Source organism: Streptomyces sp. CS113 (assembly GCF_002188365.1).
In the GTDB taxonomy this organism is placed as follows: Bacteria; Actinomycetota; Actinomycetes; order Streptomycetales; family Streptomycetaceae; genus Streptomyces; species Streptomyces tendae.
Genome location: NZ_KZ195574.1, coordinates 3,519,981 through 3,540,082 on the forward strand (window position 1 = coordinate 3,519,981; position 20,102 = coordinate 3,540,082).

The window sequence follows — 20,102 nt, forward strand, 5'->3', positions numbered from 1 at the left end:
TGCTCCGGAGCCGCCCTCGGGAGGCTGCTGCCCGTGTGCTTGCTTGCTGCGTCCGCCTACTTGCTGCGGCTGTAGTTCGGCGCCTCGACCGTCATCTGGATGTCGTGCGGGTGGCTCTCCTTGAGGCCCGCGGAGGTGATCCGGACAAAGCGGCCCTTGGACTCCATCTCCTCGATGGTGGCCGCGCCCACGTAGCCCATGGTCTGGCGCAGGCCGCCGACGAGCTGGTGCAGGACGTTGGCGAGCGGACCCCGGTAGGGGACCTGGCCCTCGATGCCCTCGGGGACGAGCTTGTCGTCGGAGGCGACCTCGGCCTGGAAGTAGCGGTCCTTCGAGTACGACCGGCCCTGGCCGCGGGACTGCATGGCGCCCAGCGAGCCCATGCCGCGGTACGACTTGAACTGCTTGCCGTTGATGAACTGCAACTCGCCCGGCGACTCCTCGCAGCCCGCGAGCAGGCTGCCCAGCATCACGGTGTCGGCGCCGGCGGCGAGCGCCTTGCCGATGTCGCCGGAGTACTGGAGGCCGCCGTCGCCGATCAGGGGCACCCCGGCGGCGCGGGCGGCGAGGGAGGCCTCGTAGATCGCGGTGACCTGGGGGACGCCGATGCCGGCGACCACGCGGGTGGTGCAGATGGAGCCGGGGCCGACGCCGACCTTGATGCCGTCGACGCCGGCGTCGATCAGGGCCTGGGCGCCGTCGCGGGTGGCGACGTTGCCGCCGACGACGTCGACGCCGACGCTCGACTTGATCTTCGACATCCAGCTCAGCGCGTTGCTGTTGTGGCCGTGCGAGGTGTCGACGACGAGGAAGTCCACCCCGGCCTCGGCGAGCGCCTGGGCGCGGTCGAGGGCCTCGGGGCTGGCGCCCACGGCGGCGCCGACGAGCAGGCGGCCCTTGGCGTCCTTGGCGGCGTGCGGGTACTGCTCGGCCTTGACGAAGTCCTTGACCGTGATCAGGCCCTTGAGGACGCCGTCGCCGTCGACCAGCGGCAGCTTCTCGATCTTGTGGCGGCGCAGAAGCTCCATGGCGTCCACGCCGGAGATGCCGACCTGGCCGGTGACCAGCGGCATCGGCGTCATGACCTCGCGCACCTGCCGGGTGCGGTCGGTCTCGAAGGCCATGTCGCGGTTGGTGACGATGCCGAGCAGCTTGCCCGCGCCGTCGGTGACCGGGACGCCGCTGATGCGGAACTTGGCGCACAGGGCGTCGGCCTCGCCGAGGGTGGCGTCCGGGTGGATGGTGATGGGGTTGGCCACCATGCCGGACTCGGAGCGCTTCACCAGGTCGACCTGGTTGGCCTGGTCCTCGATGGACAGGTTGCGGTGCAGGACGCCGACGCCGCCCTGGCGGGCCATGGAGATGGCCATCCGGGACTCGGTCACCTTGTCCATGGCCGCGGAGAGCAGCGGGATGTTGACCCGCACGTTGCGGGAGATGCGGGACGAGGTGTCGACCGCGTTCGGAAGCACCGCGGAGGCGCCCGGCAGCAGCAGCACGTCGTCGTAGGTCAGCCCGAGTGTCGCGAATTTCTCGGGCACTCCGTCGACGTTGGCAGTCATGACACCTTCCCCAAATGGCCTTGATCGGTGCGGATGTCCATGCTAACGGGAAGTGGACGTGGGTCATTCCACGATCAAGGAAGCGTGCGGCCTTCGTGCTTTTGTACGAGAGGGGCCGCCGCGCAAGTGGTCGCCCGGACTACTGCTCCGCCAGCGCCCGCAGCCGGCTCAGCGCCCGGTGCTGGGCGACCCGTACCGCCCCGGGTGACATTCCCAACATCTGCCCGGTCTCCTCGGCCGTGAGCCCGACCGCGATGCGCAGCAGGAGCAGCTCGCGCTGGTTCTCCGGCAGGTTGGCCAGGAGTTTCTTGGCCCAGGCGGCGTCGCTGTTGAGCAGCGCGCGCTCCTCGGGGCCCAGCGAGTCGTCCGGCCGCTCGGGCATCTCGTCGGACGGGACGGCCGTCGAGCCGGGGTGGCGCATCGCGGCGCGCTGGAGGTCGGCGACCTTGTGGGCGGCGATGGCGAAGACGAACGCCTCGAAGGGGCGTCCGGTGTCCTTGTAGCGGGGCAGCGCGAGCAGCACCGCGACGCAGACCTCCTGGGCGAGGTCCTCGACGAAGTGCCGGGCGTCGCCGGGCAGGCGGGACAGACGCGTACGGCAGTAGCGCAGCGCCAGGGGGTGGACATGGGCGAGCAGGTCGTGCGTGGCCTGCTCGTCCCCGTCTACGGCGCGGTGGACGAGCCCACCTACCGTCCCCTGGTCCGGGGGCGTCTCGTCGTCACGCATCGGTCCATCGTGCCTTGCGGCCGTCCGATCCGTGGCTTCGTGCCCGTTGTTGTGCACCGAAGCGTTATGAGCAGGTGCGCCGGAACTCATCCCCTGCGCCCTCCCCTTCCGCTCGACCGACTCGTCCCCGAGGAACTCCACACCTCAAGGATGCGTCATCCGCGGCGAAACGAGCAGCGGGCACCCGGCGGGTCGTCTTGTCACCCCCGCTCACCTCGCGATAAGCGGGGACCGTCGCGTCCCCGACGGGTCCTTTCGGACTCCCTCGCACGGGGGCGCTCCTAGCGGACCAGGCCCCACCGGAAGCCGAGCGCCACGGCGTGCGCCCGGTCCGAGGCGCCGAGCTTCTTGAAGAGCCGCCGGGCGTGGGTCTTGACGGTGTCCTCGGAGAGGAACAGCTCGCGGCCGATCTCCGCGTTGGAACGGCCGTGACTCATGCCCTCGAGCACCTGGATCTCACGCGCGGTGAGGGTGGGCGCGGCGCCCATCTCGGCCGAGCGCAGCCGGCGCGGGGCGAGCCGCCAGGTCGGGTCGGCGAGGGCCTGGGTCACGGTGGCGCGCAGCTCGGCGCGCGAGGCGTCCTTGTGCAGGTAGCCACGGGCACCGGCGGCGACCGCGAGGGCCACGCCGTCCAGGTCCTCGGCGACGGTGAGCATGATGATGCGCGCGCCGGGGTCGGCGGACAGTAGCCGCCGGACGGTCTCGACGCCGCCCAGACCGGGCATGCGCACGTCCATCAGAATCAGGTCCGAGCGGTCGGCTCCCCAGCGGCGGAGGACTTCCTCGCCGTTGGCGGCCGTCGTCACGCGCTCGACGCCGGGCACGGTCGCGACCGCGCGGCGGAGCGCCTCTCGGGCAAGCGGGGAGTCGTCGCAGACGAGGACGGAAGTCATGGCCGTCCTCCGCAGCTGATGCGCGTCACGTTGAGCCTCCAGGCTGGTACGAAATCGTCACCTGTGCGGTCGACCGTCCCGGACGCCCGCCCGAGCACTTGTTCCTTCAACCGCCTCCGCACTCTCAACGATGGTCACTCGAAAGAGTTACGGGGCTGTGTGTCGTCTTCGGCACTCTACGTGAGGGGGCCGCCACGCAGCAGACATGCGCGTCGGACCCGCGCCGTTTCATCACAAGCGGTGCCCCATTCAGCCGCTTTTCTTCCACTTCGCTGGTGTCTGCGGCTAGATTCGCAATGAGTCATATTTTCATCTCCTTAGATCGTAGTTGTACGGTCGTGGACACCGTATCCACCCAGAACGGCTACAAGGGGTCACGCAATGGCAGATTTCTCCCGCCTTCCCGGACCGAACGCGGACCTGTGGGACTGGCAGCTCCTGGCCGCGTGCCGCGGGGTGGACAGCTCGCTCTTCTTCCATCCGGAAGGCGAACGCGGTGCGGCACGGAGCGCTCGCGAGAACTCGGCCAAGGAGGTCTGCATGAGGTGCCCGGTCCGCGCCGAGTGCGCGGCGCACGCGCTGGCGGTGCGTGAGCCGTACGGCGTGTGGGGCGGGCTGACCGAGGACGAGCGCGAAGAACTCATGGGACGGGCCCGCAACCGCCTGGTCGCGGCGACGGCCTCGGCGTCGGCCGGCGGGGAGACGGCCGCGCCTCACTGAAGGAACGTTTCTCTGGAAGAAGGCGACGAAAGGCTTCCGACAACCGGGCGCAGGACACCGCGATGCGGTTGGGGGATACCCGGCGGCGCGTGACTCCCCGGTGCGCTCAGCGCGCCGCCGACTGGCGTGCCCCCGCCCGGGCCAGCTCGTCCAGGGTCGCCGCCACCGCCGGCACCTGCGCCAGGTCGGGCAGCGTGAGCGCGACGATCTCCCGCCGCACGGCCGGCTCCAGCGCGACCGTCCGCACCCCCCGGGGCCGTACGGACTCGACGGCGAGCTGGGGCAGCACGGCCACGCCGAGGCCCGCGCCGACCAGGCCGACCACCGCCGGGTAGTCGTCGGTCGCGAAGTCGATGCGGGGAGAGAACCCGGCCCCCTCGCACACCTCGACCAGCTGGCCCCGGCAGCGCGGACAGCCGGCGATCCAGGACTCCCGGGCCAGCTCCCCGATGGCCACGGACCCCTCGGTACGGGCCAGCCGGTGCCCCTCGGGGACCAGCGCCACCAGCCGGTCGGTCAGCAGCGGCCGTACCACGAGGTCGTCCCACTCCTCGGCGCCGGCCGCGCCCTCGTAGCGGAAGGCGAGCGCCACGTCGCAGTCGCCCTCGCGCAGCAGCTCGACGGAGTTCGGCGGCTCGGCCTCCTCCAGGGAGACCCGGGTGCCGGGGTGCGCGGCGCGCAGCGCGGCCAGGGCGGTCGGTACGAGGGTGGAGCTGCCGCTGGGGAAGGAGACCAGCCGGACCCGCCCGGCGCGCAGCCCGGCGATCGCGGCGACCTCCTCCTCGGCCGCCGTGAGCCCGGCGATGATCCCGGCGGCGTGCCGCACCAGCGCCTCTCCGGCCTGGGTCAGCCGCATCTCGCGTCCGGTGCGCACGAGCAGGGGCGTGCCGACGGAGGACTCCAGGGCCTTCATCTGCTGGCTGACGGCCGGCTGGGTGCAGCCCAGCTCGCGCCCGGCGGCGGAGAAGGAACCGGTGGATGCCACGGCGCGCAGCACGCGGAGATGACGAGCCTCGATCACACCGTCGAGGATAAGCGACCCTTTGACCGGGCGACGAATAATGCGTCGCCGCTTTGACCGTGCGTGTCCTACCGTTCTCGCATGCACCTTCCCGCCATGAGGCTTCTGTCCGTCAACCTGGGACGCGCGAAGGCGGTGCCGTACACGGACCAGCCCGAGGGCGTCACCGGCATCGACAAGCGACCCGCCGAGGGCCCCGTGCGGGTCGCGGCGCCCGAAGCGAAGGGGGTCGGGGCGAGCGGCCTGGCCGGCGACACCGTCTGCGACACCCGGCACCACGGCGGGGACGACCAGGCGGTGTACGCGATGGCGCGCGAGGACCTGGACGCCTGGGAACGCGAACTGGGCCGCGCGCTGCCGAACGGCTCGTTCGGCGAGAACCTCACCACCACCGGCCTCGACCTCGCCGGTGCCCTCGTCGGCGAACGCTGGCGGGTCGGCCCCGAGCTGCTCCTGGAGGTGACGTCCGGGCGCATCCCCTGCCGCACCTTCCAGGGCCACATGGGTGAACCGGGCTGGGTGAAGCGCTTCACGGAGAAGGGCGCGCCGGGCGCCTACTTCCGGGTCCTGGAGCCGGGCGAGATCCAGGCCGGCGACCCGGTGCGGATCGTGCACCGGCCCGCCCACGAGGTGACGGTGGCCCTCCAGTTCCGCGCGGTGACCACCCAGCGGGAGCTACTCCCCCGGCTGCTCGCGGCGAGCGACGCGTTGCACGGGGAGGCGCTGGCGTCGGCACGGAAGTACGTGGCGCAGTACGGCGCCCGAGCGAAGCGGACGAGCTCGGTCCGCACCGGTGACGACGCGCCCTAACCTTGCGCCATGACAACGGCATTGATTACGGGATCGACGGCGGGCCTCGGCGCCGCGTTCGCCCGGCGGCTGGCGGCCGACGGACACGACCTGGTGCTGGTGGCCCGCGACACCAAGCGGCTGCGCGAGCAGGCCACCGAGCTGCACGACCGGCACGGCATCGAGGCCGAGGTGCTGACGGCGGACCTGTCGACGGACGCCGGCATCGACGCGGTGGCCGCCCGGCTGTCCGACCGCAGGAACCCCGTCGACCTGCTGATCAACAATGCCGGTTTCGGCAACAAGGGCCGTTTCCTCGACGTCTCCATGGCCGACGAGCTGACCATGCTCAAGGTGCACTGCGAGGCGGTGCTGCGGCTGACCTCGGCGGCCGTGGAGGCGATGCGGGAACGCGGCCGCGGCGGCGTCGTCAACGTGGCCTCGGTCGCCGCCTTCGTCCCGCGCGGCACCTACGGCGCCTCCAAGGCGTGGGTCGTGCAGTTCACCCAGGGCGTGGCGAAGGACCTGGCCGGCAGCGGCGTACGCCTGATGGCCCTGGCCCCCGGTTTCGTGCGCACGGAGTTCCACGAGCGGGCCGGCATGGGCACGGACAACATCCCGAACTGGATGTGGCTCGACGCGGACAACGTCGTCGCGGCCGCCCTCGCCGACCTGTCCCGCGGCAAGTCCCTGTCGATCCCCGACCCCCGCTACAAGACCCTGATGGGCGCGGCGAAGCTGGTGCCGCGGGGCCTGCTGGGCGGGATCACGTCACGGACGGGACGCAAGTACGGGCCGCAGTAGGGCCGCCGGGCCGCTGAGCGGACTGCTCCGACGGCTCCTCGTTGAGGGACGTGAGGGAAAGCGCCCCAAGGGGCGCGGGGAACTGCGCGACCGGCCACGACGGCGCCGCACCCGGCAACGAACCCGACGGGGCAGACGCGCCCCCGGCACGGCGCCCGGAAGCAACGGTGCCCGGCCCCCCGCAGGGGACCGGGCACCGTTCGCTCAGCTCAGCTCAGCTCAGCGCAGCGCTCAGTGGGAGTGGCCGTGGCCGTGGCCCGCGGCGGCCGGCTCTTCCTCTTCCTTCTTCTCGACGACCAGGGTCTCGGTCGTCAGCAGGAGGGAGGCGATGGAGGCGGCGTTCTCCAGGGCGGAGCGGGTGACCTTCACCGGGTCGATGACGCCGGCCTTGACCAGGTCGCCGTACTCGCCGGTGGCGGCGTTGAAGCCCTGGCCCTTGTCGAGCTCGGCGACCTTGGAGGTGATGACGTAGCCCTCCAGGCCGGCGTTCTCGGCGATCCAGCGCAGCGGCTCGACCGCGGCGCGGCGGACGACCGCGACACCGGTGGCCTCGTCGCCGGTCTTGCCGAGGTTGCCCTCGAGCACCTTGACGGCGTGGACCAGCGCGGAGCCGCCACCGGAGACGATGCCCTCCTCGACCGCGGCGCGGGTCGCGGAGATGGCGTCCTCCAGACGGTGCTTGCGCTCCTTCAGCTCCACCTCGGTGGCGGCGCCGACCTTGATCACGCACACGCCGCCGGCCAGCTTCGCGAGGCGCTCCTGGAGCTTCTCGCGGTCCCAGTCGGAGTCCGTGGACTCGATCTCGGCCTTGATCTGGTTGATGCGGCCCTCGACCTCGTCGCGCTTGCCGGCACCGTCGACGATCGTGGTGTCGTCCTTGGTGACGGTGATGCGGCGGGCGGTGCCGAGCACGTCCAGGCCGACCTGGTCGAGCTTGAGGCCGACCTCCTCGGAGATGACCGTGGCGCCGGTGAGGACGGCCATGTCCTGGAGCATCGCCTTGCGGCGGTCGCCGAAGCCGGGAGCCTTGACGGCCACCGCGTTGAAGGTGCCGCGGATCTTGTTGACGACGAGGGTGGAGAGCGCCTCGCCCTCCAGGTCCTCGGCGATGATCAGCAGCGGCTTGGAGGCGTTGGCCTGGATGACCTTCTCCAGCAGCGGCAGCAGGTCCGCGATGGAGGAGATCTTGCCCTGGTTGATCAGGATGTACGGGTCGTCGAGGACGGCCTCCATGCGCTCCTGGTCCGTCACGAAGTACGGCGACAGGTAGCCCTTGTCGAAGGCCATGCCCTCGGTGAAGTCCAGCTCCAGACCGAAGGTGTTGGACTCCTCGACGGTGATGACACCGTCCTTGCCGACCTTGTCCATCGCCTCGGCGATCAGCTCGCCGACCTGCTGGTCCTGGGCGGACAGCGCGGCCACGGCGGCGATGTCGGACTTCTCGTCGATCGGGCGGGCGGTGGCGAGAAGGTCTTCCGACACGGCGGCGACGGCCGCGTCGATGCCCTTCTTCAGCAGCGCCGGGGAGGCACCGGCGGCGACGTTCTTCAGGCCCTCGCGCACGAGCGCCTGGGCGAGCACGGTGGCGGTGGTGGTGCCGTCACCCGCGATGTCGTTGGTCTTGGTCGCCACCTCCTTCACCAGCTGGGCGCCGAGGTTCTCGTACGGGTCCTCGACCTCGACCTCGCGGGCGATGGTGACGCCGTCGTTGGTGATGGTGGGGGCGCCGAACTTCTTGTCGATGACGACGTTGCGGCCCTTGGGGCCGATCGTCACCTTCACGGTGTCGGCGAGCTTGTTGACGCCGCGCTCGAGGGCGCGACGGGCGTCCTCGTCGAACTTCAGGATCTTCGCCATGGGAGCGTGAGCCCTCTTCCGGAAATCTTGGGGTTATACGGCAACTGCGCCCCCGACGCCCGGCTTTTTAAGGTCGCGGGAGCCAGGGGCGCAGCTGGAAAGCAAGGTGCTTCGGTGAAGCGAAGTACTACTTCTACTTCTCGACGATCGCGAGCACGTCGCGGGCCGAGAGGACGAGGTACTCCTCGCCGTTGTACTTCACCTCGGTGCCGCCGTACTTGCTGTAGAGCACGACGTCGCCGACGCTGACGTCGAGCGGAAGACGGTTGCCGTCCTCGAAGCGGCCCGGGCCCACGGCCAGGACGACGCCCTCCTGGGGCTTCTCCTTGGCGGTGTCCGGAATGACCAGGCCCGAAGCCGTGGTCTGCTCGGCGTCGAGCGGCTGGACCACGATGCGGTCCTCGAGCGGCTTGATGGCAACCTTGGAGCTGGCGGTCGTCACGATCCGACCTCCCCCTTCGGAGATCTCACGGGGTTAACTGTCTGAGGTGGCGACCAGGTCGATCCGTCGTCGCGGGTGCCGGACCTGCCCGTCGCTGTGTTGGCACTCTCCGGTGGGGAGTGCCAGACCCGAGACTATGACCGCGATTAGCACTCGGTCAAGCGGAGTGCCAATGCCGGCGGCGCGTCGGCACGGATTTCGGGTGAACGCCGGGTCGTGGAGGCACCCTGCGCGGGTGTGGGCGTCACCGGGGGCTGCCGCCCCCAGGCCCCCGCTTCGGCCCTGAACGGGCCTTGTCCTCAAACTCCCCCAGAGGGGGCACCCCCAACGGGCTGGAATTACAGGTAGTCCTCCAATGTGCCCACCCTGAGCCCCTGCTCCTCGATCGTCCTCAGCAGGTGTTCCGTGCGGGCCGTCAGGTTCGTGGCCGTCGGGTGGTCCGGGTCCACGGCCACGATGTCGCCGGGGTGGAGGCGGTGGTCGCCGCGCGTGTAGGTGAGGGCGCCCCCGGCGTCGAGGGTGGCGCGCCACAGGACCAGGGCCGTGATCCCGCAGTCGGCGGCGGCGCGCAGGGTCGTGGTGTCGTACGTGCCGTGCGGCGGGCGGAAGAGGTGGGCGCGGACGCCGAAGCGGGACCTGAGCTTGGTCTGCTGGCCGCAGATCTCGGCGCGCTGCCCGGCGTACGGCAGGCCGCGCAGGGAGCGGTGGTCGAGGGTGTGGTTCTGCAGGCTCGCGCCGAACGGGCGCAGCCGGGCGAAGTCGCCGTAGGCCGGTCCGGCGACGGTGTCGGTGAGGAACAGGGTCACCGGGAGCCGCCGTTCGCGGACCAGGCCGGCGAAGGCGGGGTCGCGCTCGGCGCTGTCGTCGTAGGTGAGGAAGACGACCGGGTCGTCGGTGCGGACGTGGTCCACGACGGACGGCATCCGACGGCCCCGGTCGGCGTCCTGGGCCGGGTCCCCGGCCGCCGCCGCGTGCGTGGCGGGGGCGGCGGCGGGCCGGTCGCAGGCGGTGAGCGGGAGCAGGGGGAGCACGAGGGCGGCCAGGGCGGCGCCGGCCGGGCGGAACCGCCCTCGCCTCACAGGTAGTCCTCCAGTCGGGCCACCGCGTATCTGTCGGCGGTGATCCGGTCCAGGAAGCGGCGGACCATGTCGGTCATCGTGCCGTCCCAGTCGTCGGTGCCCCGGAAGTGGGTGAGGACGATGTCGCCGGGGTGCAGGTCCTGGTCCCACTCGCGGTACTCCCAGTGGTCGACGTACACCTCCTCGCTCCAGATCGGGGCGTACTCGATGCCGCAGGACTTGGCGGCGCGCAGGGTGTCGCGGTTGTAGTTGCCGTAGGGCGGGCGGAAGAGGACGGGGCGCTTGCCGTAGCGCTTCTCCATCACGTCCTGCATCCCGCAGATCTCCCGCTTCTGGTCCTCGTAGGAGAGGCCGGGGAGGTAGGGGTGGCTGAGGGTGTGGTTGTTGAGGGTGATGCCGCGGGCCTGCATCTTCTTGAAGTAGCCGTAGTCGTCCTTGATCTCCTCGTCGGTGAGGAAGACGGTGTACGGGATCTTCAGTTCGCTCATCATCTTCAGGAACGCCGGGTCCTTCTCGGCGCCGTCGTCGATGGTGAGGAAGACGATCTTCTCCTTGGTGGGCACCGTGGTGAAGACCGGCGGGAGGTCGTCCGACTCCTGGCCGTCGACCTCGAAGCCCTCGCGGGCCTTGATCTCCGGCTTCTTCGCGGGGGGCGCGGGAGCCGTCAGCGGGACCTTCCTCAGGTCCCAGCGCTTGGCGGCGGCGACGAGGGCGGCCCGGGCCTCGCGCGCCTCGGCCGCACCGTCGACCGCGCGGGCGGGGGGCGCCTTCGGGGCCTGCTGGCCGGCCGCGCCGCGCACCCCCTGGTCGTCGCCCTGCGCACAGCCGGCGGCGAGGGCGGCTACGGCGACGGCGAGCACGGCGGTGGCACGAGGCACCCGGGAGACGCGACGCGACGCCCGACTTTTGTCATTTTGTACGACTTCTCGCATGGTGCCGGATCCTCGCAGTCCCCCGCCGCCGAACCCGGCCCGACACCGCGCCGGAGGCACACCATCCACCGACTGGCCCACAATGACCCGGTGAACGACCTCGACTTCCTCCTCACCCCCGAAGGCCGCGCGCTCCTCGACGAGGTGCGCGACACCGACCCCGCACGGGAGTTGGCGGTCGCGACCCGGCTGCGCCGCACTCATCCCGCCGAGCTGGTGTCGGCGGCGCTCGGGCAGGCGCGGCTGCGGCAGCGCGCGGTGGCGAAGTTCGGGGCCGAGGACGCCGGACGGATGTTCTTCACGCCCAACGGGGTCGAGCAGTCCACGCGCGCGAGCGTGGCGGCGTACCGGGCCGGGCGCTTCGCGGCGCTCGGCGTGACCTCCGTCGCCGACCTGTGCTGCGGGATCGGGGGCGATGCCGTCGCGCTGGCCAGGGCCGGGATCCGGGTGCTCGCCGTCGACCGGGACCCGGCCGCGGCCGCGGCGGCCCGCGCCAACGCCGACGCGCTGGGACTCTCCGACCTGATCGAGGTGCGCGAGGCCGACGTGACGGAGGTGGACACCGGGGCGTACGACGCGGTGTTCGTCGATCCCGCGCGCCGGGGCGGGCGGGGCCGGATCTTCGATCCCGAGGCATACTCACCGCCGTTGTCCTGGGCCGTGCGGGCGGCCCGTACGGCTTCCCGGGCCGCCGCACTGAAGGTCGCGCCCGGCATCCCGCACGAGGCGGTGCCCGAGGACGCCGAGGCGGAGTGGATCTCCGACGGCGGGGACGTGAAGGAGGCCGTGCTGTGGTTCGGGGCCGGCACGGCGCCCGGGGCGGTGCGGGCCACGCTGCTGCCCGGTGCGCACACCCTGCCCGGCACCGGTCTGCCCGACCCCGAGGTGCGTACGCCCGGCCGGTACCTGTACGAACCGGACGGCGCCGTCATCCGGGCCCACCTGGTCGCCGAGGTCGCCGCGCAGGTCGGCGGCGGGCTGCTCGACGCGACCATCGCGTACGTCACCGCCGACGAACTGCTGCCGACGCCGTACGCCACGGCGTACGAGATCACCGACCGGATGCCCTTCGGCGTCAAGAAGCTGAAGGCGCTGCTGCGGGAGCGCGGGGTCGGGACGCTGACCGTGAAGAAGCGGGGCTCGGCGGTCGAGCCGGAGGAGCTGCGGAAGAAGGTCAGGCCGCAGGGGCCGAACGCCGCGACCGTGTTCCTGACCCGGGTCGCCGGGGCGCCGACGATGCTGATCGGACACCCCGCCCGCTAGCGGGTGCCGGCCTCCCGCGCCCGGTCCAGCAGGAGGGCGCGTTCGCGTGCGTTGCGGGTCAGGGACGCGGCCCGTTCGAACTCGGCGCGGGCCTCGGCCGTACGGCCCAGGCGGAGCAGGAGGTCGCCGCGGACGCTGGGCAGCAGGTGGTAGTCGCGCAGGGCGGGTTCGGCGACGAGGGCGTCGACGAGGACCAGCGCGGGGGCCGGTCCCTCGGCCATCGAGACGGCGACCGCGCGGTTGAGTTCCACGACCGGGGACGGGGCGCGGGCCGCGAGCAGGCCGTAGAGCTGGGCGATGCGCGGCCAGTCGGTCTCCTCGTAGGTGTAGGACGTCGCGTGGCAGGCGGCGATCGCGGCCTGGAGGACGTACGGGCCCGGGGCGCCGGAGCCGGCGGTGGCGCGGGCGTGGTCGAGGGCGGTGACGCCGCGGGCGATGAGCAGGCGGTTCCACCGGTGGCGGTTCTGGTCCCGCAGGAGGACGGGCTCGCCGTCGGGGCCGGTGCGGGCGGCGGTGCGGGAGGACTGGAACTCCAGCAGCGCGGTCAGGCCGTGGACCTCGGGTTCCTTCGGCATCAGGGCCGACAGGACGCGGGCCAGGCGCAGGGCGTCCTCGCACAGGGCGGGGCGGAGCCAGTCGTCGCCGGCGGTGGCCGCGTAGCCCTCGTTGAAGATCAGGTAGATGACCTCGAGGACCGAGCCGAGGCGGGCCGCGCGGTCCGGTCCGTACGGCACCTCGAACTCGACGTTCTTCCTGGCCAGGGTGCGTTTGGCGCGCACGATGCGCTGGGCGACCGTCGATTCGGGGACGAGGCGGGCGCGGGCGATCTCCGGGGTGGTCAGGCCGCCGAGCAGGCGGAGGGTGAGGGCGATGCGGGCCTCGGCGGACAGCACCGGGTGGCAGGCGGTGAAGACCAGCCGGAGCAGGTCGTCGTCGATGTCCTCGGGGTCGGCGGGCTCCTCGGGCGGGGGCGCCGAGGCGGGCAGGTCCCGGCCGATCTCCGCGAGCTTGCGGGCGTAGGTCTCCCGGCGCCGGATCAGGTCGACGGCGCGGCGGCGGGCGGTGGTCATGAGCCAGGCGCCCGGATTGTCGGGCACTCCGTCCCTCGGCCACTGCTCCAGGGCCGCGAGCAGGGCGTCCTGGGTGAGTTCCTCGGCGATGCCCACGTCCCGGACGAGCCGGGCCACGCCGGCGATGACGCGGGGCGACTCCAGCCGGAAGACGGTTTCGAGGGCGGCGGTGGGCTGCGGTTCCACAGCCCACCATGCAACACCCTCGGGACGCCGGGGCAAAACGGGGCTCTGTCCGCCCTGCGCGGGCTCAGCCCTCCATCAGCTCCCGCACCTCGCAGGTCACCGTCCAGTACTCCTCGTGGGTCTTCAGGAACCGCTTGGTCCACTCGATCGCCTCGGCCCGGTCCTTGGCCTGGAGGAGGGAGTAGCCGCCGATGACCTCCTTGGTCTCGGTGAAGGGCCCGTCGGTGACGGAGAGCTGTCCGCCCTCGTAGTGGACGCGGGTGCCCTGGCTGGTCGGGGTCAGCCCGGCCGTGTCCAGCAGGACGCCCGCCTTGGTCATCTCCTCCATCAGCTTCTCCATCCGCTGCACCAGCTCGGGGCTGGGGCCGCCGGGCATGGCGTCGGACTCCTCGATGCGGATCAGCGACAGGTAGCGGGGCATGGTGACTCCTCGGACGGTTCGGCTGCCGGGCTTCTCCCGGCCTCTCACCCCTGCGTCGAACGGGCCGGCCGCGGATCGACACACACCGGAAAGATTTCTGCGCCCTCTCTCAGCGCAGCGATTCCCACAGGTCGGCGGCCTCCGGCTGGTCGGCGACCACCCGGTTGGGGTCCGAGGGCGCCGGCAGCACCGGCATCGTCAGGGTGCGTACGTCGTCCGCGGCGAGGTCCCCGAGGCTGCGGCCCAGGTCCGCCAGCTCGCCCAGCGAGTCCAGGCCGGTGTCGGTGGTGAGGCTGCCGGTGAGCGCGTCGGCGACCTGGTAGAGCCGGGCGGGGTCGGTGAGCAGGTCGGTGGCGGAGACCTGCTCGAGGAGTGCCTTCACCAGCTTGTGCTGGAGCTCTATCCGGGCGAGGTCGCTGCCGCCCGCCAGCCCGTACCGGGTGCGGGCCAGGCCGAGCGCCTCGGTGCCGTCGAGGCGGTGGGTGCCGGCGTCCAGGTGGAGGTGGCTCTTGTCGTCGTCGATGTCGACGTCCGTGGTGACCGTGACCCCGCCGAGCGCGTCGACCAGGTCGGCGAAGCCCGAGAAGTCGACCTCGACGTAGTGGTCCATGCGCACGCCGGTGAGCGTCTCGACGGTCTTGACGGCGCAGACCGGCCCGCCCAGTTCGTAGGCGGTGTTGAACATCGCGCCGCTCGCCTCCCGGGTCGTCCCGCCGGACGGCAGCGGACAGGAGGGCCGTTCGACGAGCGTGTCGCGCGGGATGCTGACGACGGTGGCGGCGGTGCGGCCCGCGTCGAGGTGGACGACCATCGCGGTGTCCGAGCGGGCTCCGCCGCTGTCGCCGCCGCCGAGCTCCTGGTTCTCCTCGCCGCTGCGCGAGTCGGAGCCGAGGACGAGGACGTTCAGGGCGCCGGTGGGCACCGGGGAGGCGGTGGGCGAGGCGGAGGGGACGGTGGCCGGTCGCGCGGGGCGGTCGTCCCCGAGGGCGCCGTTGATGTCGACGCTTTTGATGTTGCCGTTCAGGTGCCAGTAGGCCCAGCCCGCCGCCCCGGCACCGAGCAGCAGGGAGCCGGCCAGGGCCAGGCCGGCTACCTTCAGCCCCTTCCGGCGGCCGCCCCGCCCGTCCTGTCCGCCCCGTGCCGCCATGCGCCAGCCCCCGCCCGTCCCGTCCGCGTCCCCACCCGGATGCCCCGCCGGAAGGAACATAAGTCCGAATTATTGAAACTGGAACAGGTGGGTCGGGCTTCTGCGGAAATTCTCAGACTGGGGGCTTATCCGCTCATCCCGCCGCGGCTTGCCGCTCCTGGGGCGGCGCCGTGCTGCTGCGCACTTCCAGGCTGGTGGCCAGCTCCACCCGGGTCGCCGTCGACGAGCCGTCGTCCCGCCCGAGGTCCAGCACCAGCCGGGCCGCCGCCTCGGCCATCTCCATCAGCGGCTGCCGTACGGTCGTCAGCGGCGGCCCCACCCAGCGCGCCACCGGCAGGTCGTCGAACCCGACCACGCTCAGGTCGTGCGGGATGCGCAGCCCCAGCTCACGCGCGGCCTCGTACAGGCCCAGCGCCTGGAGGTCGTTGCCGGCGAAGACGGCGGTCGGCCGGTCCGGGCGGCGCAGCAGCTCCAGGCCCTGCCGGTAGCCGGCCTCGTGGTGGAAGTCGCCGGTGACGATCAGGTCCGGGTCGACCGGCAGCCCCGCCGTCTCCAGCGCGGCCCGGTACCCGTCGACGCGGGCGCGGCTGCACATCATGCGGGTGGGCCCGCTGATCGCGCCGATGCGGGTGTGCCCGAGGTCGACCAGGTGCCGGGTGGCGGCGAGGCCGCCCTGCCAGTTGGTGGCGCCGATGGACGGCACGTCGGCGCCCGGGTCGCCGGCCGGGTCCATCACCACGAACGGGATGGAGCGGCTGGTGAGCAGCGCCCGCTGGGACTCGTCGAGGCCGGACAGCACGAGGATCACCCCGTGCGGGCGGCGGGCGGCGACCTGGTCGGCCCAGGTCCGGCCGGGGGTGAGGCGGCCCGCGCTCTCGGAGAGCACGACGCTGAGCCCGGTGTCCCTGGCCACGTTCTCCACGCCGCGGATGACCTCCATCGCCCAGGCGCTCTCCAGCTCGTGGAAGACCAGGTCGATCAGGGGCGAGCGGGTCGACTCGGCCCGCCTGCGCCGGTAGCCGTGGACGCGGAGCAGCTCCTCGACGCGGGCCCGGGTCGACGGGGCGACGTCGGCGCGGCCGTTGAGCACCTTCGAAACAGTCGGCGCCGACACACCGGCCTCACGCGCGATCTCGGCGAGGGTCGCGGTCTGCGGTGACCGCTTTTGCGTCCGGGTTTCAGCGGGCTGCGGGGATGTCATGGCGGCGATCGTAACCCCATGAGGCCGCCTGACGAAGGGGGCGGCGGACCGAGAGCCCTCGGAACATTCGACGCAGGCCCCGAATCATTCGCCCGACCGTCGCCGTCGCCATCGCCGTCGTCGGTGTCGCCGCGGCCCTTGGCCCTAGTCCTCGTTCTAACCCTGGCCCTGGCCCTAGCCCTCGCCCTCGTCCTCGTCCTCGTCGTCGTCCTCGACCGACTCGAACCGCCACCGGTGCACCGGCCGCGTCACCAGACCTTCGTCCGGCTCCGGCAGTTCCGGCAGTTCGGCGTCGAGGGCGGCGTCCCACCAGGTGATGACGAGGACGCGGTCCTGCGGGGCGCGCAGGGTCTCCCGGCGGAGCGGGGTGCCTGCGAGTGCCTGGGCGCGGGTCCAGGTCAGCAGCTCCTCGCCCCGGCCGGGCAGGGCCCGCGCCTCCCACATCAGCGCGACGGTCACGAGTACAGGTTCTCCTTGCTGACCTCGTGCACGTGGTCGTGGCCGTGATGGCCGTGCGTGTGTCCCCGTCCCGGCACGTGCGGGTCGGTCACCGGGAGGGAGGAGTCCGCCGAGAGGTCCCAGTCGGACGCGGCCCGGTTCCGGGCGACCATCTCGGCGCCGAGCGCGGCGACCATCGCGCCGTTGTCCGTGCACAGCTTGGGGCGCGGCACCCGCAGCCGGATGCCGGCCGCCTCGCAGCGCTCCTGGGCCAGTGCCCGCAGCCGCGAGTTGGCGGCCACACCGCCGCCGATCATCAGGTGGTCGACGCCCTCGTCCTTGCAGGCCCGCACCGCCTTGCGGGTCAGCACGTCCACGACCGCCTCCTGGAAGGAGGCCGACACGTCGCGCACCGGCACCTCCTCCCCCGCCGCCCGCTTCGCCTCGATCCAGCGGGCCACGGCCGTCTTGAGCCCGGAGAAGGAGAAGTCGTACGCCGGGTCGCGCGGCCCGGTCAGACCGCGCGGGAAGGCGATCGCGTTCGGGTCGCCCTCGCGCGCGTACCGGTCGATGACCGGACCGCCCGGGAAGCCCAGGTTGAGCACGCGGGCGATCTTGTCGAAGGCCTCGCCGGCCGCGTCGTCGATGGTGGCGCCCAGCGGGCGGACGTCGGAGGTGATGTCCGTCGACAGCAGGAGCGAGGAGTGCCCGCCGGAGACCAGCAGCGCCATCGTCGGCTCGGGCAGCGCGCCGTGTTCGAGCTGGTCGACGCAGATGTGCGAGGCGAGGTGGTTGACGCCGTACAGGGGCTTGCCGAGCGCGTAGGCGTACGCCTTGGCCGCCGAGACGCCCACCAGCAGGGCGCCGGCGAGGCCGGGTCCCGCGGTGACGGCGATGCCGTCGAGGTCGCGCGCGCTCACCCCCGCTTCCTTGAGGGCGCGGTCGATGGTCGGCACCATCGCCTCCAGGTGGGCGCGGCTCGCCACCTCCGGCACGACGCCGCCGAAGCGGGCGTGCTCGTCGACGCTGGAGGCGACGGCGTCGGCCAGCAGGGTGGTGCCCCGGACGATGCCGACGCCGGTCTCGTCGCAGGAGGTCTCGATCCCCAGGACGAGAGGCTCGTCGCGTGAGTCAGCCATGGTTCTCGGTTCCTCGTTCGGTTCCCGGTACGGAGGTGGACGGGTCGGTCAGGCGCATCACCAGGGCGTCCACGTTCCCCGGCTGGTAGTAGCCGCGCCTGAAGCCGATGGGCTCGAAGCCGAAGCGCTCGTACAGCCGCTGGGCCCGGGTGTTGTCCACCCGGCACTCGAGGAGCACCTCGGCGCACTCGAAGTCGGTCGCCGCGCGCAGCAGCTCGGTCAGCAGCCGCGCGCCGAGGCCGGTGCCCCAGCGGTCGCGGGCGACGGCGATGGTCTGCACGTCGGCCTGCTCCCCGGAGGTGACCAGGCCGGCGTAGCCGACGATGTGGCCGTCCTCCTCGGCGACGAGGTAGCGCCGGGTCGCGCCGGGCCCGCGCGCGTGCGCCAGCTCGGACCAGAACATCCCCCGCGACCAGGCGTCCTCCGGGAACAGCTCGCGCTCCATGCGGAGCACGGCGTCGATGTCCCACCAGCGCATCTCGCGCAGGACGGCGGGTGCGGACTCGGCGGTGGCTGGCTCGGTCACTTCGGGGTGACCACCTTGTAGTTCTTGGGGACCTGGGCGTCGGGCCGGCGCAGGTACAGCGGCCGGGGCGCGGGCAGCTCCTCCCCCGCCGCGAGCTTCTCGGCGGCCAGCCGGGCCAGGGCGGCGGCGGACACGTGCTCCGGCTCGTGCGCCCGGGGGAAGGTGTCCGGGTACAGCAGCGCGCCCGCGCCGACGGCCGGGAGCCCGGCCACCTCGCCGGCGATGTCGGCGGGCCGGTCGACGGCCGGGTCGGTGAGCCGGGTGCGGGAGTCGGCGTACCGCGCCCAGTACACCTCTTTGCGGCGGGCGTCGGTCGCCACCACGAAGGGACCCTCGAGGTCGGCGGCGAACGCGAGGCCGTCCAGCGTGCACAGGCCGTGCACGGGCACGCCGAGCGCGAGTCCGAAGGCGTCCGCGGTCATCAGGCCGACGCGCAGCCCCGTGTACGGGCCGGGGCCGACGCCGGCGACGATGCCGGTGACGGCGTCGAGCCGCAGACCGGCCTCGGCGAGCACCCGGTCGACGGCGGGCAGCAGCAGCTCACCGTGCCGGCGCGCGTCGACCTGGCTCGACGAGGCGATGACGTCCGTACCGTCGTGGAGCGCGACGGTGACGGCGGGCGTGGCGGTATCCAGAGCGAGCAAGAGCACGCAAACAGCCTACGGCGCCGCGGGGCCCGCGTCGGACGCCCTGTGGACAACCCGGGGACACCCGCCGGGCCCGGCACGACCGCCCCGTGTCGCACACCGCGTTCACGCACTCACGTACTGCTACCGTCGCCCGGAGCACGAGACGCGGCACGCGACGCACGACGCGCGGCACGCACGCAGCCCTCGGCACGCGGCACGCGCCGCGGGGCCGCAGGACGCAGGACGCCATACGCACGAGTACGACGACGAGGTGGTCGCCAGTGGCAAGCAGCAGCGCCGGTATCGTCACCGGCCTCACGGCGGCGGCCCTCGTGACCATCGGCGTCCTCGCCCACCAGGCGTCCGTCAGCGCCCCGGGCGACCTCGGCCGAACCGGCGCGACCGTCAGCCCGGCCCCGGGCGCCGCCAAGGCGCCGCGCGACCGGCGGCACCCGGACGCCCTGCCCGCCCTGTCCGGAAGGGGTGAACGGGTGGTGTACTCGGTGGACGACGACCGGGTCTGGCTCGTCGGCCCCGGGAACACGGTGCGGCGCACCTTCGAGGTCACGCCCAGCACGGTCGATCCGACCCCGGGCGCCTACACGGTCACCTCCCGGTCCAACCGGATCACCGGGTCCGACGGCATCCCGGTCGAGCACGTGGTGCGCTTCGCCGGCGCGCAGGGCGTGGCCATCGGGTTCAGCGCGGCGGTCGACGGCTCGACGGCCGCGCCCGACCCGGACCGGCCCACCGGCGGCATCCGCGAGTCGCGCGCCGACGGCGACGCGATGTGGAAGTTCGCGACGATCGGGCGGCCGGTCGTCGTCGTCCCCTGACGACGCGCGGAGCCCGCGCGGGGTGCGCAGCGCGCGCGGGGTGTGAGGCTCCCGCCAGGCGTCAGGCGGCCTCGCGGTGGCCGCGGTGGCGCCTCTGCTCGCGGTGATCCGGCTGTTCGAGGCGGCCCTGCCGGTCGCGGACCGGTTCGCGACCGGCGTCGGGTTCCGGGGCGCGGGGCGGCGTCGAGACCGCCGTCGCGGCGGCGCAGGAGGCGAGCAGGTCGCGCATCGACACTCCGGCGGGCGCGGGCGACTGGGGCCTCGGGCGGCCCTGCGGCTGGGCCTGGGACGTGGATGACGTGGACGACATGGACGCCTCCTGAAGCTCGGGGGCGGCGTAGTAAGGCATGCCTAACTACGAGCTGAGTACCATGTGACCACGCGCATGTCCCGGAGCGCAATCTTTTGCCGACGCCTTGT

22 protein-coding genes are annotated in these 20,102 nt (G+C 72.6%); 5 read left to right on the plus strand and 17 right to left on the minus strand.

Going from position 1 to position 20,102, the window contains the following annotated elements:
* Positions 1–56: 56 nt before the first annotated feature.
* From guaB to B9W62_RS15215, 3 genes are all read right to left on the minus strand, one after another.
* A complete protein-coding gene (gene guaB, locus B9W62_RS15205; protein WP_087807701.1) occupies positions 57–1,562 on the minus strand; it encodes an IMP dehydrogenase in 1,506 nt (501 codons plus the stop codon).
* A 139-nt stretch (positions 1,563–1,701) separates the two neighbouring features.
* The gene (locus B9W62_RS15210; protein ID WP_087807702.1) at positions 1,702–2,289 is read right to left on the minus strand and encodes a sigma-70 family RNA polymerase sigma factor; all 588 of its coding nucleotides are present in this window, start codon (positions 2,287–2,289) and stop codon (positions 1,702–1,704) included.
* Between the two features lie 281 nt (positions 2,290–2,570).
* On the minus strand, positions 2,571–3,182 hold the full coding sequence (locus B9W62_RS15215) for a response regulator transcription factor (RefSeq protein WP_003948568.1): 612 nt from the start codon (positions 3,180–3,182) through the stop codon (positions 2,571–2,573).
* A gap of 381 nt (positions 3,183–3,563) precedes the next feature.
* On the opposite strand from B9W62_RS15215, the gene B9W62_RS15220 reads away from it, so the two are divergent.
* Complete coding sequence (locus B9W62_RS15220) at positions 3,564–3,902, plus strand: WhiB family transcriptional regulator (protein WP_007444023.1); 339 nt, start codon at positions 3,564–3,566, stop codon at positions 3,900–3,902.
* 106 nt (positions 3,903–4,008) lie between these two features.
* Here the strand turns inward: B9W62_RS15220 and B9W62_RS15225 are convergent, their stop codons facing one another.
* On the minus strand, positions 4,009–4,923 hold the full coding sequence (locus B9W62_RS15225) for a LysR family transcriptional regulator (protein WP_087807703.1): 915 nt from the start codon (positions 4,921–4,923) through the stop codon (positions 4,009–4,011).
* Positions 4,924–5,019: 96 nt separating this feature from the next.
* Between B9W62_RS15225 and B9W62_RS15230 the strand changes: the two genes are divergently transcribed.
* Together B9W62_RS15230 and B9W62_RS15235 are read left to right on the plus strand one after the other, a co-directional pair.
* Entirely contained in the window at positions 5,020–5,733 is a 714-nt protein-coding gene (locus B9W62_RS15230) for an MOSC domain-containing protein (RefSeq protein WP_179235501.1), read from the plus strand.
* Between the two features lie 9 nt (positions 5,734–5,742).
* Complete coding sequence (locus B9W62_RS15235; protein ID WP_087807705.1) at positions 5,743–6,516, plus strand: SDR family NAD(P)-dependent oxidoreductase; 774 nt, start codon at positions 5,743–5,745, stop codon at positions 6,514–6,516.
* Positions 6,517–6,747: 231 nt separating this feature from the next.
* On the opposite strand, the gene groL is transcribed toward B9W62_RS15235, so the two are convergent.
* The 4 genes from groL to B9W62_RS15255 form a co-directional block, all read right to left on the minus strand.
* Positions 6,748–8,373, minus strand: a complete 1,626-nt coding sequence (groL, locus tag B9W62_RS15240) for a chaperonin GroEL (protein WP_052839820.1) — start codon at positions 8,371–8,373, stop codon at positions 6,748–6,750.
* Between the two features lie 133 nt (positions 8,374–8,506).
* Positions 8,507–8,815 carry a co-chaperone GroES gene (groES, locus tag B9W62_RS15245; RefSeq protein WP_019329594.1) on the minus strand — a complete coding sequence of 103 codons (309 nt, stop codon included), beginning with the start codon at positions 8,813–8,815 and terminating at the stop codon, positions 8,507–8,509.
* Positions 8,816–9,153: 338 nt separating this feature from the next.
* Positions 9,154–9,894, minus strand: coding sequence for a polysaccharide deacetylase family protein (locus B9W62_RS15250; protein WP_087807706.1), 741 nt, complete (start codon positions 9,892–9,894; stop codon positions 9,154–9,156).
* Complete coding sequence (locus tag B9W62_RS15255) at positions 9,891–10,826, minus strand: polysaccharide deacetylase family protein (protein WP_087807707.1); 936 nt, start codon at positions 10,824–10,826, stop codon at positions 9,891–9,893. The genes B9W62_RS15250 and B9W62_RS15255 overlap by 4 nt, the downstream gene beginning before the upstream one ends.
* Before the next feature lie 90 nt (positions 10,827–10,916).
* On the opposite strand from B9W62_RS15255, the gene B9W62_RS15260 reads away from it, so the two are divergent.
* Positions 10,917–12,089, plus strand: coding sequence for a class I SAM-dependent methyltransferase (locus B9W62_RS15260; protein ID WP_179235502.1), 1,173 nt, complete (start codon positions 10,917–10,919; stop codon positions 12,087–12,089).
* Here the strand turns inward: B9W62_RS15260 and B9W62_RS15265 are convergent.
* The 8 genes from B9W62_RS15265 to tsaB form a co-directional block, all read right to left on the minus strand.
* Positions 12,086–13,345 carry an RNA polymerase sigma factor gene (locus B9W62_RS15265; RefSeq protein ID WP_087807709.1) on the minus strand — a complete coding sequence of 420 codons (1,260 nt, stop codon included), beginning with the start codon at positions 13,343–13,345 and terminating at the stop codon, positions 12,086–12,088. The two genes, B9W62_RS15260 and B9W62_RS15265, sit on opposite strands and share 4 nt — an antisense overlap.
* Positions 13,346–13,409: 64 nt before the next feature.
* On the minus strand, positions 13,410–13,766 hold the full coding sequence (locus B9W62_RS15270; RefSeq protein WP_087807710.1) for a YciI family protein: 357 nt from the start codon (positions 13,764–13,766) through the stop codon (positions 13,410–13,412).
* Between the two features lie 109 nt (positions 13,767–13,875).
* Positions 13,876–14,913 carry an LCP family protein gene (locus B9W62_RS15275; RefSeq protein ID WP_179236013.1) on the minus strand — a complete coding sequence of 346 codons (1,038 nt, stop codon included), beginning with the start codon at positions 14,911–14,913 and terminating at the stop codon, positions 13,876–13,878.
* 133 nt (positions 14,914–15,046) lie between these two features.
* Positions 15,047–16,114, minus strand: a complete 1,068-nt coding sequence (locus B9W62_RS15280) for a LacI family DNA-binding transcriptional regulator (RefSeq protein WP_087807712.1) — start codon at positions 16,112–16,114, stop codon at positions 15,047–15,049.
* Positions 16,115–16,288: 174 nt separating this feature from the next.
* Positions 16,289–16,573, minus strand: coding sequence for a hypothetical protein (locus B9W62_RS15285; RefSeq protein WP_087807713.1), 285 nt, complete (start codon positions 16,571–16,573; stop codon positions 16,289–16,291).
* A complete protein-coding gene (gene tsaD, locus B9W62_RS15290) occupies positions 16,570–17,691 on the minus strand; it encodes a tRNA (adenosine(37)-N6)-threonylcarbamoyltransferase complex transferase subunit TsaD (protein WP_087807714.1) in 1,122 nt (373 codons plus the stop codon). Before tsaD ends, B9W62_RS15285 begins: the two co-directional genes overlap by 4 nt.
* A complete protein-coding gene (gene rimI, locus B9W62_RS15295) occupies positions 17,684–18,217 on the minus strand; it encodes a ribosomal protein S18-alanine N-acetyltransferase (RefSeq protein ID WP_087807715.1) in 534 nt (177 codons plus the stop codon). The genes tsaD and rimI overlap by 8 nt, the downstream gene beginning before the upstream one ends.
* On the minus strand, positions 18,214–18,867 hold the full coding sequence (gene tsaB / locus B9W62_RS15300) for a tRNA (adenosine(37)-N6)-threonylcarbamoyltransferase complex dimerization subunit type 1 TsaB (protein WP_087807716.1): 654 nt from the start codon (positions 18,865–18,867) through the stop codon (positions 18,214–18,216). The genes rimI and tsaB overlap by 4 nt, the downstream gene beginning before the upstream one ends.
* A 260-nt stretch (positions 18,868–19,127) precedes the next feature.
* Between tsaB and B9W62_RS15310 the strand changes: the two genes are divergently transcribed.
* Entirely contained in the window at positions 19,128–19,682 is a 555-nt protein-coding gene (locus tag B9W62_RS15310; RefSeq protein ID WP_087807718.1) for a hypothetical protein, read from the plus strand.
* A 61-nt stretch (positions 19,683–19,743) separates the two neighbouring features.
* Here B9W62_RS15310 and B9W62_RS15315 read toward each other — a convergent pair whose 3' ends face one another.
* Positions 19,744–19,992 carry a hypothetical protein gene (locus tag B9W62_RS15315; protein WP_087811921.1) on the minus strand — a complete coding sequence of 83 codons (249 nt, stop codon included), beginning with the start codon at positions 19,990–19,992 and terminating at the stop codon, positions 19,744–19,746.
* Positions 19,993–20,102 lie beyond the last annotated feature (110 nt).